Annotated in this window: 14 protein-coding genes and 1 riboswitch; all 14 genes read left to right on the forward strand. The window is 42.2% G+C overall.

Annotation, left to right across the window (positions count from 1 at the left end):
- Window positions 1–39 precede the first annotated feature (39 nt).
- The 14 genes from ACXADT_RS06660 (at window position 40) to ACXADT_RS06725 (ending at window position 13,582) form a co-directional block, all read left to right on the forward strand.
- Window positions 40–333, forward strand: coding sequence for a magnetosome magnetite crystal formation protein family (locus ACXADT_RS06660; RefSeq protein ID WP_270180095.1), 294 nt, complete (start codon window positions 40–42; stop codon window positions 331–333).
- A 50-nt stretch (window positions 334–383) separates the two neighbouring features.
- Entirely contained in the window at window positions 384–1,436 is a 1,053-nt protein-coding gene (locus ACXADT_RS06665) for a DUF4097 family beta strand repeat-containing protein (protein ID WP_474833854.1), read from the forward strand.
- Window positions 1,437–1,473: 37 nt separating this feature from the next.
- A complete protein-coding gene (locus tag ACXADT_RS06670) occupies window positions 1,474–1,830 on the forward strand; it encodes a phage holin family protein (protein ID WP_474810518.1) in 357 nt (118 codons plus the stop codon).
- A 73-nt stretch (window positions 1,831–1,903) separates the two neighbouring features.
- Window positions 1,904–2,473, forward strand: coding sequence for a glycerol-3-phosphate responsive antiterminator (locus tag ACXADT_RS06675; RefSeq protein ID WP_474810519.1), 570 nt, complete (start codon window positions 1,904–1,906; stop codon window positions 2,471–2,473).
- A 210-nt stretch (window positions 2,474–2,683) separates the two neighbouring features.
- Complete coding sequence (locus ACXADT_RS06680; protein ID WP_270180091.1) at window positions 2,684–3,511, forward strand: MIP/aquaporin family protein; 828 nt, start codon at window positions 2,684–2,686, stop codon at window positions 3,509–3,511.
- 40 nt (window positions 3,512–3,551) lie between these two features.
- Window positions 3,552–5,054: a glycerol kinase GlpK gene (glpK, locus tag ACXADT_RS06685; RefSeq protein ID WP_474833857.1), complete on the forward strand. Its 1,503-nt coding sequence runs from the start codon at window positions 3,552–3,554 to the stop codon at window positions 5,052–5,054.
- 332 nt (window positions 5,055–5,386) lie between these two features.
- The gene (locus ACXADT_RS06690) at window positions 5,387–7,027 is read left to right on the forward strand and encodes a glycerol-3-phosphate dehydrogenase/oxidase (protein WP_474814722.1); all 1,641 of its coding nucleotides are present in this window, start codon (window positions 5,387–5,389) and stop codon (window positions 7,025–7,027) included.
- A 275-nt stretch (window positions 7,028–7,302) separates the two neighbouring features.
- Window positions 7,303–8,241: an HPr(Ser) kinase/phosphatase gene (hprK, locus tag ACXADT_RS06695; protein ID WP_270180089.1), complete on the forward strand. Its 939-nt coding sequence runs from the start codon at window positions 7,303–7,305 to the stop codon at window positions 8,239–8,241.
- Window positions 8,242–8,270: 29 nt separating this feature from the next.
- Window positions 8,271–9,083, forward strand: coding sequence for a prolipoprotein diacylglyceryl transferase (gene lgt, locus ACXADT_RS06700; RefSeq protein ID WP_270180088.1), 813 nt, complete (start codon window positions 8,271–8,273; stop codon window positions 9,081–9,083).
- Window positions 9,084–9,096: 13 nt separating this feature from the next.
- Entirely contained in the window at window positions 9,097–10,044 is a 948-nt protein-coding gene (locus ACXADT_RS06705; protein ID WP_474810524.1) for a nucleoside recognition domain-containing protein, read from the forward strand.
- Window positions 10,034–10,678 carry a pyrophosphatase PpaX gene (gene ppaX, locus ACXADT_RS06710; RefSeq protein WP_474810525.1) on the forward strand — a complete coding sequence of 215 codons (645 nt, stop codon included), beginning with the start codon at window positions 10,034–10,036 and terminating at the stop codon, window positions 10,676–10,678. Before ACXADT_RS06705 ends, ppaX begins: the two co-directional genes overlap by 11 nt.
- Window positions 10,675–11,181: an acyltransferase gene (locus ACXADT_RS06715; RefSeq protein ID WP_270180085.1), complete on the forward strand. Its 507-nt coding sequence runs from the start codon at window positions 10,675–10,677 to the stop codon at window positions 11,179–11,181. The genes ppaX and ACXADT_RS06715 overlap by 4 nt, the downstream gene beginning before the upstream one ends.
- An 89-nt stretch (window positions 11,182–11,270) precedes the next feature.
- A riboswitch (cobalamin riboswitch) is annotated at window positions 11,271–11,452 on the forward strand.
- A gap of 137 nt (window positions 11,453–11,589) precedes the next feature.
- Window positions 11,590–12,561, forward strand: a complete 972-nt coding sequence (locus ACXADT_RS06720) for an ABC transporter substrate-binding protein (protein ID WP_474833859.1) — start codon at window positions 11,590–11,592, stop codon at window positions 12,559–12,561.
- On the forward strand, window positions 12,545–13,582 hold the full coding sequence (locus ACXADT_RS06725; protein ID WP_474834662.1) for a FecCD family ABC transporter permease: 1,038 nt from the start codon (window positions 12,545–12,547) through the stop codon (window positions 13,580–13,582). Before ACXADT_RS06720 ends, ACXADT_RS06725 begins: the two co-directional genes overlap by 17 nt.
- Window position 13,583 lies beyond the last annotated feature (1 nt).

Consider the following 13,583-nt stretch of genomic DNA (forward strand, 5'->3'; position numbering starts at 1 on the left):
CGTATAAATAGGTAGATAGTTTTGAAAGGAGAAACATGTATGTCTGTGGAAAAAGTAATGTCGTCGCTATGTTATTTTAGTGTGTTTTTCGCTCCTTTCTTATTTCCAATCATCGTTTTTTTCGTCATGAAAGATGAAGAAGTGACGTATCACGCTAAACGAGCAGTTCTTTCTCACTTACTACCATTTGCAAGTGTGATCATTGTGTTTATCGCAATATTTGGATTGGATATAGGAGTCGTTGTTTTTCTTGGCTTCATCGTATTTGGACTACTTAATGTCATTGTGTTTATCTGGAATATTGTAAAAGGAATTCAAGTTCTCCGCTGGTAATCAGGTATAAGTGCTAGACCACTTTAATAAATAACAAGGAGATGTTTTGAATGAACGAAGAACGCAAAATGATACTGACAATGATTGAAGAGGGAAAAATTACTGCAGAAGAGGGCGCGAAACTATTGAGTGCTCTTGGCAGTACCGAAACGAAGAAAGAAGAAAGAGCGGCTGAACCTCAGCAAGAACGTCCTCAATCAGGATATCGTGTTGGTCAATTTGTTGAATCACTGATTCAAAAAGTAAAGGACATGGACCTTGACTTTAATTTCGGCTCTTCAGAAGAAGTTGAGCACGTTTTTTCTGAACAAGAAGTATCGTTCGACGCGATCGATATTCATGTCAGAAATGGAGAAGTGGCTTTCCAAACGTGGGATCAAGATGATGTGAAAATTGATTGCAAAGCAAATATCTACCGTGTCTCAACTACAGAAGGTGCAAAAGAAAAGTTGCTCAGAGATACTTATTTTTCTGTAAATAACGGAAAAATGACATTCAAATCAGAAAGAGCTGACGTTAAATTAAACGTAGTCATCTATGTACCTGCTAAAGAATACGAAAGAGTATGGATCACCACGTTTAACGGTGATGTTAGTGGAGAAACGATTCGATCAGCGAAAGCCAAGCTAAAAACAGCTAACGGTAAGGTAGGAATCAAAGCTTCAGAAGTAAAAGATTTGGAAGCTGAATCTGGGAACGGATCGATTTCAGTAGAAAATACGAACGGCGATGTGTGCGAACTTGAAACAGGGAACGGTCCGATCACAATTGATGGAACGTATAAAGAGGTAGAAGCACAGTCTATAAATGGGGCGATTCGCTATGCTCTTAAGGAAGTCGTAAGTGGCAGTGCGCAGTTAAAAACTGTAAATGGAACGATCCAAGTAAATGTTCCAAAAGGGATGAACCTCAATGGCGACTTGAAATCTACAATCGGGACAATTACGGCTGATTTAGATAATATGAGTGTCTTAAGGGAAAAACAAGAAATATCTCATAGAATGAAGAAATTTAAGACTGAAGTTGATTCAGAAAACACTTATAGAATCGCCGCAACATCTACAGCTGGTTCCATTACAGTGGCGTATTCTACTAACGAATAAAAGACGGGCACTCGTGATGAAGATGGAGGGATAGGTCGTGCGACAATGGTTGATCAGTTTAATCGTTAACAGCATCGTATTGATGGTTGTTGCAGGGTACTTTGATGCCTTCTATCTTGAAGGCGTTGGCGCTGCAATTGTAGCAAGTCTATTATTGTCGTTGATAAACGTGTTTATCAAACCAGTGTTGATTCTTCTGACACTACCCGTCACGATCGTCACTCTAGGGTTGTTTTTAATCGTTATCAATGCTGTGACGTTAAAAATCACAGCTGCATTTATGGGAAGCTCATTCGTCATCGAAGGCTTTGGGATGGCCATGCTCGCTTCAATAATCATAGGTTTGTTAAATGTATTGATCGATAAGCTCGTTATCGAACCGATTAAGAAGTAAGGGAACACACGTCTTTTTAAGGCGTGTGTTTTTCATTTTATCTGGTAAGATAGTATGAAAAGGAGGGTTCCTTATGTCATTTCATAACCAAACGATTTTGCCTGCAGTAAGAAAAATGCGGGATTTTGAAACACTGTTAGCAAGTTCTTATACATATATCGTTCTGCTTGATTCCCATATTGGGCAATTAAAAGCCATTGTGAAAGAAGGAAAACGGGCAGGAAAAGAAATTCTTTTGCACGCCGATCTTGTACAAGGTTTAAAAAATGATGAACACGGTGCAGAGTTTCTCTGTCAAGAAGTGAAGCCAGCTGGATTGATATCAACGAGATCGAATGTATTATCTGTTGCGAAAAGGCGCGGAATAATTGCTGTTCAACGATTATTTATGCTCGATTCCATGGCCCTTGAGAAAAATTTAAGCATTATTAAGCATACTCAACCAGACTGTGTTGAAATTCTTCCAGGTATAATTCCACAAGTCTTTGAAGAATTACGTGAAGAAATCGATGTCCCAATTTTTGCTGGAGGGTTTATCCGCTCGGTTGATGATGTGGAACTAGCCTTGAAAGGCGGAGCTACCGCTGTGACAACATCAAAGAGCGAGCTATGGAAACACTACGATACCAAAAAAAGGATTTGACATCGCTTACATAAGTTTGTTTTAATAAACAGTAAGTTAATAAGATGTGCCGGAGACATGGAGAACCACGCAAAATTCCCATCAAATGTATGGGGAGATTTGTCGTGGTTTTTTTTTATAGTACTTTTGAAATGGCACAAACAGGGTATAGTTGAGAGTAGAGCTAATTTTCAACATGCCATATATCGATAGAAATGGTAGGTGTCAAAGATGAACGCATTTGTTGGAGAAATATTAGGTACGATGATTTTGATCATTTTTGGAGGTGGGGTTGTAGCAAACGTAAACCTTCGAGATTCGAAGGCTCAAGGTGGTGGCTGGATCGTAGTCGCTCTCGGATGGGGACTTGCGGTAGCTATGGCAGTCTATGCATCAGGGCAGGTTAGTGGAGCACATATCAACCCTGCAGTAACGTTAGGACTAGCAGCGATTGGAGACTTTCCATGGAGTCAGGTGCCTGGATACATAACGGCACAAATGATCGGTGCTTTTCTAGGAGCGTGTATCGTATACTTTCATTTTCTTCCGCATTTTCGTAAAGAAGATGATAAAGCGCTTAAATTGGCAGTATTCTCCACTGATCCAGCCATACCACATACGTTTAGTAACTTTCTGAGTGAGTTTATTGGTACCGCAATGCTTCTTATCGGTCTTCTTGCAATTGGATCGAATGAATTTACAGAAGGTCTTAACCCATTTATTGTTGGCTTTTTGATCGTGGCGATCGGGCTTTCTCTTGGCGGAACGACAGGTTATGCCATTAACCCAGCCCGTGATTTAGGTCCCCGTATCGCTCATTTCTTCTTGCCCATACCAGGAAAAGGAGACTCCAATTGGAGATACGCTTGGATTCCAGTAGCTGGCCCAATCTTTGGGGGGATATATGGCGCTATCTTTTTTAAAGCAGTCACTGAAGCAAATTATAGTTTAGAATTTTGGTTTTCAACTCTATTCGTCACAGTGTTTATGTTTGGACTTTATCATGCTGGTGACAAAGTGAAAGACAGTATTCAAACAGGTGAAAAGGTTAAAAATTAACCGTTGTAGAAATGTATAGTATATAAGGGAGGAATTCGTAATGGCTGAAAAAGAAAAGTATATTTTATCACTTGATCAAGGAACAACTAGCTCAAGAGCAATCTTATTTAACAAGAAAGGTGAAATTGTAAACGTAGCACAAAAAGAATTCAAGCAACATTTCCCTAAATCTGGCTGGGTGGAGCATGACGCTCAAGAAATTTGGAGCTCGATTTTATCCGTTATGGCACAAGTGCTATCGTCTACTTCTGATATCGCAGCAAAGGATATTGAAGCGATCGGAATAACAAATCAGCGAGAAACCACGGTCGTTTGGGACAAGAATACTGGTAAACCTGTTTATCATGCGATCGTTTGGCAATCTCGTCAAACAGCAGGCATCGTAAGTGAATTGAAAGAACAGGGTTATAGTGAGATGGTGAGAGATAAAACAGGACTACTGATCGATGCTTATTTCTCTGGCACGAAAGTAAAGTGGATCCTTGATAATGTTGATGGTGCTCGTGAAAAAGCAGAGAATGGAGACTTGTTGTTTGGTACGATCGATACGTGGCTCATTTGGAAGTTATCCGGCGGCAGCGCGCATGTTACAGATTACACGAACGCATCTAGAACATTAATGTATAACATTCATGACCTTAAATGGGATGATGAACTTCTAGAGATGCTATCAGTTCCAAAATCGATGCTTCCTGAAGTGCGCCCTTCATCCGAAGTTTATGCGGAAACCGTCGACTATCATTTCTTCGGCCAAAATGTACCGATCGCAGGTGTCGCTGGGGATCAGCAAGCGGCATTGTTTGGTCAAGCATGCTTTGAAAAAGGAATGGCAAAGAATACGTACGGCACCGGTTGTTTTATGTTGATGAATACTGGAGAAAAAGCCGTGAAGTCTGACAATGGTCTTTTAACGACGATTGCTTGGGGCGTAGATGGTAAAGTTGAATATGCGCTAGAAGGAAGTATTTTCGTAGCTGGTTCTGCGATACAGTGGCTAAGAGATGGCCTACGCATGTTCAGCACGGCACCGGAAAGTGAAAGGTATGCGAAACGGGTAGAATCGACTGAAGGAGTTTACATGGTTCCAGCGTTCGTAGGTCTTGGAACCCCTTACTGGGATAGTGATGTAAAAGGAGCGGTATTTGGACTAACACGTGGAACGAGCAAGGAGCACTTTGTTCGTGCAACGCTCGAGTCACTTGCCTATCAGACAAGAGATGTTCTTGATGCCATGATAGCTGATTCAGGTATCAACTTAAAAACGCTTCGAGTTGATGGAGGGGTTGTAAAGAATGATTTCTTAATGCAATTCCAAAGCGATATGATCGGTGTTCAAGTTGAGCGACCAACTGTTAATGAAACAACAGCATTAGGGGCGGCGTACCTAGCTGGGCTAGCAACAGGATATTGGGAAAGTCGTGAAGAAATTCAAGAGCAGTGGATGCTTGATCGTTCTTTTGATCCAGAGATGGAAGAAGCACAAAAAGAAGAACTATATGAAGGCTGGAAAAAAGCCGTTAAAGCCACGATGGCATTTAAATAATGGTTAATAATAGCAACTCTTACGAGAGTGTGCTACACTATAACTAAGTTAATAAAAGCGGTCGGAGATAAGGAGAAGACCACAACACTCAAGCATAGGAGGACTATGTCTTGAGGAGTTGTGGTCTTTTTGTTGTTTTAACGGATTAAAAGGTTAAAGAAAAAACCGACTGTTACAGTTTATAAGTTTTACCATGCTTTATTCCGTAGCTTGGAGGGTATGGTAATAAGAGCCTATTCAAAATTGAATGATTGAAGTAGATATATTTAAAAGGAGTGATCGTTTTGGTAAAACCATTTTCAGGTTTGCAACGTAGTGTGATTTTAGATCAGATGGTATCTGAAGAGTTAGATCTTCTTGTAATCGGTGGGGGAATAACAGGGTCAGGAATTTTACTCGATGCTGCATCGAGAGGAATGAACGCTGCAGTTATTGAGATGCAGGATTATGCTGCTGGTACATCTAGTCGTTCCACTAAACTTGTTCACGGAGGACTTCGATACTTAAAGAACTTTGAAGTAGGACTTGTAGCTGAAGTTGGAAAAGAACGAGCGATCGTTTATGAAAATGCTCCACATGTTTCAATTCCTGAGTGGATGCTTCTACCGATCTTTAAAGGTGGTACGTTTGGGAAGTTCTCAACAAGTGCTGGTCTTGCCCTTTATGATCGCCTTGCGGGTGTAAAGAAGAAAGAACGTAGAAATATGCTTTCTAAGAAAGAAACGATGTCGAAAGAGCCATTACTTCGTAAGAACGACCTTAAGGGTGGAGGTTATTACGTTGAATACCGTACAGATGATGCTCGCCTTACACTTGAAGTGATGAAAGAAGCTGTTCATCGTGGAGGAAAAGCGGTTAACTACGTAAAAGCCGAGCAGCTATTGTATGAAGATGGAAAGGTTGTTGGCGTCAGAGCGATGGACGTTCTTTCAGGAGAAACGCGAGAAATTAGAGCGAAGAAAATTGTCAATGCTGCTGGTCCATGGGTAGATGAAATTCGCGAACTCGACCAGTCTAAAAAAGGGAAACACCTCTTCATGACCAAAGGAGTTCATCTCGTATTCGATCAAAGTAAATTCCCGCTTCAACAAGCTGTCTACTTCGATACACCGTTTGATGACGGGCGTATGATGTTCGCGATCCCTAGAGCCGGAAAAACTTATATCGGAACAACCGATACAGAGTATACAAAGAATCCAGTTCATCCACAGATGACGGTTGAAGACCGAGATTACATCATCGATGCAGCGAATTATATGTTCCCAGGAATTAAGCTTGATCGTGATGATGTGGAATCCAGCTGGTCTGGCGTTCGTCCACTGATCCATGAAGAAGGAAAAGATCCTTCCGAAATTTCTCGTAAAGATGAAATTTTCCATTCAGAGTCTGGCTTGATTACGATTGCGGGAGGAAAACTAACCGGCTATCGGAAAATGGCTGAAAAAGTTGTTGATTACGTTGCGGATGAGTTTAAAGATGAAAAGTATAAAAAGTTCCCTAGCTCAACGACTAAGAATATGGTTCTCTCTGGTGGAGACGTTGGCGGAAGCAAAGGGTTCAAAGAATATGCTACAAAACAGGTGCGCCGTGGTACAACGCTTGGCCTCTCTGTTGATGAAGCTGATCGACTCGTTCAAAGATACGGATCTAATATCGAGCGAATTTATCAAATCATCGAAACGATCGGGACTGAAGCAAACTTCCATGGACTTAGTCTTGAAGTGTTCGCAACACTCATCTATGGAATCGAAGAAGAAATGGTCGCTACACCGCTCGATTACTTTAATCGAAGAACAAGCGCCTTATACTTTGATATCGACTGGGTGAAAACTTGGAAAGAGCCTGTTATCGAGTACATGGCAAAACGTCTAAACTGGTCGAACGAAATGAAAGAAGCTCATTTACAAGAGCTAGATAAACAACTCCATGATGCAGTGGTACCGGTAGATGCTGAAGTACCTGTAGATGCATAATGATCAGTTAGGCCACCTGTAGAGCTGTCGAGACTTTCTCGACGGCTTTTTTTGTTTAGGTACGATCAGACGTTGATATATTTACAAAGGTTAGTTCAAAATAAGAACTTGAATACGACTGTAACGTTTGAAGCTTCTCTAACTAAAAAAAAGTGTGACAAGCTTTTTCCTTTTCAAGAAATTGTAGTTCATCATTCTGTTCTTTCAAATGTGAAATGGTACAATAGAAAATAGCGAAAAATGTAACCATTAGGTTCGATTTAGGAGGTTTATGAATGGTAAAAGTCCGCATGAAAGATGTAATGGAGAAATTCAGCCTTGAACTTGTAAGTGGTGCTGAAGGAATTCATCGCCCGATCATCACAAGTGATATATCACGTCCAGGTCTTGAGATGGCTGGTTTTTTTACATATTATCCTGCTGAAAGATTGCAGCTATTAGGTAAGACTGAGCTTTCATTCTTCAACGGTTTACCAGAGGAGCAAAAACAGGAGCGAATGGAAAAGCTGTGCACTGATGAAACGCCGGGTATCGTCATCTCAAGAGACATGATCGTGCCAGATGAACTGATTCAATCTTCCAAGGAAAAAGATGTACCGATCTTACGCACGAGTATGACGACTACCCGTCTGAGTAGTAGATTGACAAACTATCTTGAAAGTCAGCTTGCCCCTAACACTGCTATTCACGGCGTTCTAGTCGATATTTATGGTGTGGGCGTTCTGATTACAGGTTCGAGTGGGGTTGGTAAGAGTGAGACTGCTCTAGAGCTAGTAAAGCGCGGCCATCGATTAGTTGCCGACGATTCGGTTGAAATTCGTCAGGAAGCTGAAAACACGCTTGTTGGTAGTGCGCCAGAGTTGATCCAACACCTTCTTGAAATAAGGGGTCTCGGCATTATAAATGTCATGACATTGTTTGGAGCAGGTGCGATTCGAAATTACAAGAAGATCTCATTAGTAATAAACCTTGAGCTTTGGGACTCTAAAAAAGTATATGACCGTCTTGGTCTAGAAGAGGAATATATGCAGATCATCGATTCCAATGTTCCGCGCCTCGTTGTACCAGTGCGTCCAGGACGAAATTTAGCGATCATCATTGAGGTTGCTGCGATGAACTTCCGTTTGAAGAACATGGGGATGAACGCAGCGAAACAGTTCTCCGAGCGTTTAACAAAAGAAATCGAAGATGGAGACGATCACGATAGCATCTAACAGGTTTAACATAGAAAGGGGAAACGGACATGTTAGCAACAATAGAACCTCTAGATCGAATTGCGGTTCAGCTAGGACCGATTTCAATCTATTGGTACGGTATCATCATAGCGCTAGGAGCTTATCTTGGGCTTGTACTTGCGGTTAGAGAAACACAGCGTCAAGGGCTGCCGAAAGAAACATTTGTCGATTTAATACTATGGGCCGTACCGATCGCTATTATTTCGGCCAGAATTTATTATGTTATCTTTCAGTGGGGTTACTATAAGGACAATCTGGGAGATATCTTTGCGATTTGGGAAGGCGGAATCGCGATACACGGTGCATTGATCGGTTCCGTTATTACTGCTCTCGTTTTTACTCAAAAGCGCGGGTTATCTTTCTGGAAAATTACTGATATCGCAGCTCCAAGTATTATCCTTGGACAGGCGATCGGTCGATGGGGAAACTTCATGAACCAGGAAGCTCACGGTGGAGAGGTGACGAGAGAGTTTCTTGAGAACTTAATGCTTCCTGATTTCATTGTAAATCAGATGTTCATCGAAGGTACGTATTATCACCCTACCTTTCTATACGAGTCGCTATGGAATTTAGTAGGCTTTGTTATTTTAATCCTTCTACAAAGAACGAACGTTAAACGAGGAGAAGTCTTCCTCTCCTATGTAATCTGGTATTCCATCGGACGTTTCTTTATCGAAGGGCTTAGAACGGATAGTCTTATGCTTACGGAGTCGCTCAGAATGGCTCAGGTTATTTCAGTCGTGCTCATTATCGGTGCGATTATCACAATTGTTTACAGAAGAATGAAGAAGAACCCTAAACCGTACAACGATAAATCATAAGAGGAGGGTGAGTATGGGAACGCTGAAACGTGGATTAAAGACGGGCCTCCAAACAACATGGGAGCTTGGAAAAATTATATTCCCAATCACTCTTCTTGTTACGATCTTAAGGTATACACCCGTCCTGGAATGGGTGATCAGTTTAATCGAACCTGCTATGAAATGGCTTGGTTTATCAGGCGAAGCAGCCATTCCGCTCGTAATCGGGAACTTCTTGAACCTTTATGCAGGAATCGGAGCAATTTTGACCCTTGATCTTTCTGTCAAAGAAGTGTTTATCCTTGCCGTCATGCTTTCTTTTTCTCACAATTTATTAATTGAATCAGGCGTTGCTGCTAAGGTCGGTGTCAAGCTGTGGGTTATTTTATGTGTGCGGATCGGTCTTGCGGTTGTATCAGGATTCATTATAAACCTTGTTTGGCAAGGCGGGAATGAACAAGCAGTCTATGGCTTAGTTCCTCAATCTAGTGAAGAAGTAAACGGGTGGGGGCTGATTTTACTTCAAGGTCTTGAAAAAGCTTCGATCGGTGTTCTTCAGCTCGCCCTCATCGTGATTCCGTTGATGATATTTATTCAAGTTATGAAAGATCGCGAATGGCTCAACGTGTTCTCGAAGTGGATGGCACCTATCACTAGGAGCCTTGGTATGAGAGAAAATACGTCGACTACGCTAGCAGCAGGGCTTGTTTTCGGTCTAGCTTATGGAGCGGGAGTTATGATTCAGGCTGCAAAAGAAGATGGTGTGAAGAAAAAGGATCTTTACCTCGCGTTTATTTTTCTAGTAGCGTGTCATGCTGTTATTGAAGATACGCTGATCTTTATACCACTAGGAATACCAGTTATCTGGCTCTTATTGGTGAGGCTGATTACTGCCGTCCTGTTAACGGTAGTGATTTCGATTATTTGGAAGCGTAAGGATACACGTGTTTCACACAGAAAGGAACCTTTTTATGAACATTGATACGATTTTATTTGATTTAGATGGAACATTAATCAATACGAACGATTTGATCATGGCATCGTTCAAGCATACGTTCGAGCATTACTACCCAGGACTGTATTCCGATGAAGAACTTGTGAACTTCATTGGAGAACCGCTCTATCACACGTTTGAGAAGCATGATAGAGAACGAGCGGAAGAGATGGTACAGTTTTACCGAAATCATAATATCGAAAATCACGATCAACTCGTAACGGAGTTCGATGGTGTATTTGAAACGGTCAAGACGTTGTCCGAAAATGGATACAAGCTTGCGATCGTGACGTCTAAGATGCGGAACACAGTGGAGATGGGATTGAAGCTGACAAAGCTGGATCAATTTTTCCCTGTAGTCATTACAGTCGAAGAAGTAGAAAATCCAAAACCTCATCCAGAACAACTGAATACTGCGATGAAAATGCTCGGTTCTAGTCCTGAAAATGCGATCATGGTAGGCGATAGCCAATATGATATTCTTGCTGGGCAGAATGCCGGTGTAAAGACTGTCGGTGTATCATGGACGATAAAAGGGCGAGAGTTTTTATCTTCTTATAATCCAGATCATATGCTTGATCATATGTCAGAGCTTCTTTCAATCGCTGGAGTAGGCAAGTGAGAAATACCGAGCGTTACCCTGTCGAAGGAAGCAACGCCCTATGGCAAATTTATAAAACGGTCCCATTCTGGAAAGTTGTAAAAAACTTCGCTGTGATACAAATAGCACGGTATACGCCCTTCATCCCGATGAAGAATTGGTTATACAGGACTTTTCTAGGAATGAAGATCGGAGGAGAAACGGCTTTTGCGCTGATGGTCATGGTGGATATCATGTTTCCTGAGAGGATTAAAGTCGGAAGGAATTCCATTATCGGGTACAATACGACGATACTTGCTCACGAGTATTTGATCGACGAATATCGTCTTGGTGATGTTGTGATCGGTGATCGCGTGATGATCGGTGCGAACAGTACGTTGTTGCCAGGCATCACAATCGGCTCTGGAGCGATTGTCTCTGCAGGAACACTCGTGCACAAGGACGTTCCTGAAGGAGCTTTTGTAGGTGGAAATCCAATGAGGATCATTTATACAAAAGAAGAAAGAGAAGCAAAAGGCTTATAATACAAAGTACGTCGAAGTGGGGTCGATTAGGAAGATGTTACAGATGTCTTTCACCCCTAAAGACTATCGTGTATAATAAAACTTGCAATTACATATGTACTGATTCAGGTGTCTTCACGATGAAGACTTAATAGGGAAGCTGGTGTAAATCCAGCGCGGTCCCGCCACTGTAAATGGTCGTAAGCTGTGAAATCCACTGTTCATATCGAATGGGAAGGAGCAGTAAGCGATAACCATAAGCCAGGAGACCTGCCTGATTCAAAAGCACGAACAACCTACGAGGATAGGGATGTGCGAAGGAAGGTAAGTGTCATCTTGTGTATCATTCTTACTTTCATTCGGCCATCTCCATGCTCGTGCGTGGGGATTTTTTTTGTTTCATCATACATTTTAGGAGGAGAACTACACATGAAGAAGCTTTATTCATTGCTCGTATTATTACTACTCGTTACAGGAATCATGGCCGGTTGCGGATCAGATAATTCATCTGAGAACAATACTAACGTAAGTACAGAAGAGAATCAGAATACAGAAGATAGCGCTTTCCCAGTTACCATCACAGATGCGCTCGATAAGGATGTAACGCTAGAAGAAGATCCAGAGAAAATCGTTTCCTTAATTCCAAGTAACGCAGAAATCCTCTTTGCACTAGGTGCAGGTAGTGAAGTAGTGGGTGTTTCAGATTTTGCGAACTACCCAGAAGAGACTGCAGATATTGAGAAGATCGGTGGGATGGAATTTAATGTTGAAAAGATTATCTCATTAGATCCTGACCTTGTCCTCGCTCACGGCTCTAGTGCTCATAACTCAGAAGCTGGTCTACAGCAGCTCCGCGATGCGGGAATTGCTGTTCTAGTCGTTAACGATGCAAAAAGTTTTGATGAAGTTTACACATCGATGGAAATGATTGGACAAGCAACAGGCGAAACGGAGGCAGCTGAAGAGTTGATTGCCGATATGAAATCGAAAATAGAAGAAATCAAGTCAAAAGCTGAGTCAATCGAAGAAACGAAGAGCGTCTTTGTTGAAGTTTCTCCTGCACCAGAAATTTATTCTCCTGGTAAGAATACGTTCATGGACGACATGCTCTCACTTATAAATGCTACGAACGTTACGCATGACCAAGAAGGCTGGAATCAGATCGATCAAGAAGCAATTATTCAAGCAAATCCAGATGTGATCATCACCACATACGGCTACTATACGGAAAAGCCAGTGGAACAAGTGCTGAGCCGTGATGGCTGGAAAGATGTCACCGCAGTGAAAGAAGAACGAGTTGTCGATGTTCACTCTGACCTTGTTACACGCTCTGGTCCGCGTCTTGTTGAAGGAGTAGAGGAAATTGCTAAAGCGGTTTACCCGGATGTTTTTACTGAATAAAGCAATCCCTTACGTTATAGCTAGTGGACTGCTAGTTGGCGCGATGCTGCTTGGTATCTCGGTCGGGACTGTCTCAGTTCCGATCGAAACAATCCTAAAATTGATGTGGGCTGAGGTACTGATTCTACCGTCAATGGGTGAAACGGACCCTATGTTCACGACAATCGTGTTGGACATCCGGCTGCCTCGTGTCATCTTAGCAGGACTTGTCGGTGCATCACTAGCGGTTGCAGGAGCTGCCTTTCAGGGTCTTCTTCGTAATCCATTGGCAGATCCTTACGTACTCGGTGTCTCATCAGGTGCATCTGTCGGTGCAGTGCTCGTCCTCTTTTTTAACTTGTCACTGCCGTTGATCGGCATGTTCACACTGCCAATTATGAGTATTGCTGCTTCGATCGTTACCATTTTCCTCGTCCTTTTCTTTGCGCGACAAATCGAACGTTCGATGCGTGTTGAGACCATTATTCTGACGGGGATCGTGTTCAGCTCTTTCCTTGGGTCGTTGCTATCTTTAATGATTGCTTTAACAGGAGAAGAGCTTCGCCAAATCATCGGTTGGCTTCTTGGAAGTGTTTCGATGCGAGGGTGGGAATATATCGTGATTATCTTACCGTTCTTCGTGTTCGGAGCGTGTATTTTGCTAGTTAGTAGCAAGGAACTGAACGCGATGTCTTTTGGTGAAGAACGTGCACAGCATATAGGGGTCAACGTAGCTAAGAGGAAGCTGTGGATATTAATAGGAGGCTCGATACTAACTGGAGGCGCTGTAGCTGTTTCCGGTACGATCGGTTTCGTCGGTCTTGTGATTCCTCATCTTACGAGACTATTATGGGGGCCAGATCATAGACACCTTCTACCATTATCGATTCTGCTTGGGGCTGCTTTTCTAATAGTAACGGATCTTATTTCAAGAATCATTATCTCACCTACGGAACTACCGATTGGAGTCATAACGTCATTGATCGGAGCGCCAGTATTCGCAATCATCTTAATTCGAAGACGCAAAGAAAGAAGAGGGTAAG

This window comes from Anaerobacillus sp. ABR4_321 (assembly GCF_056158505.1).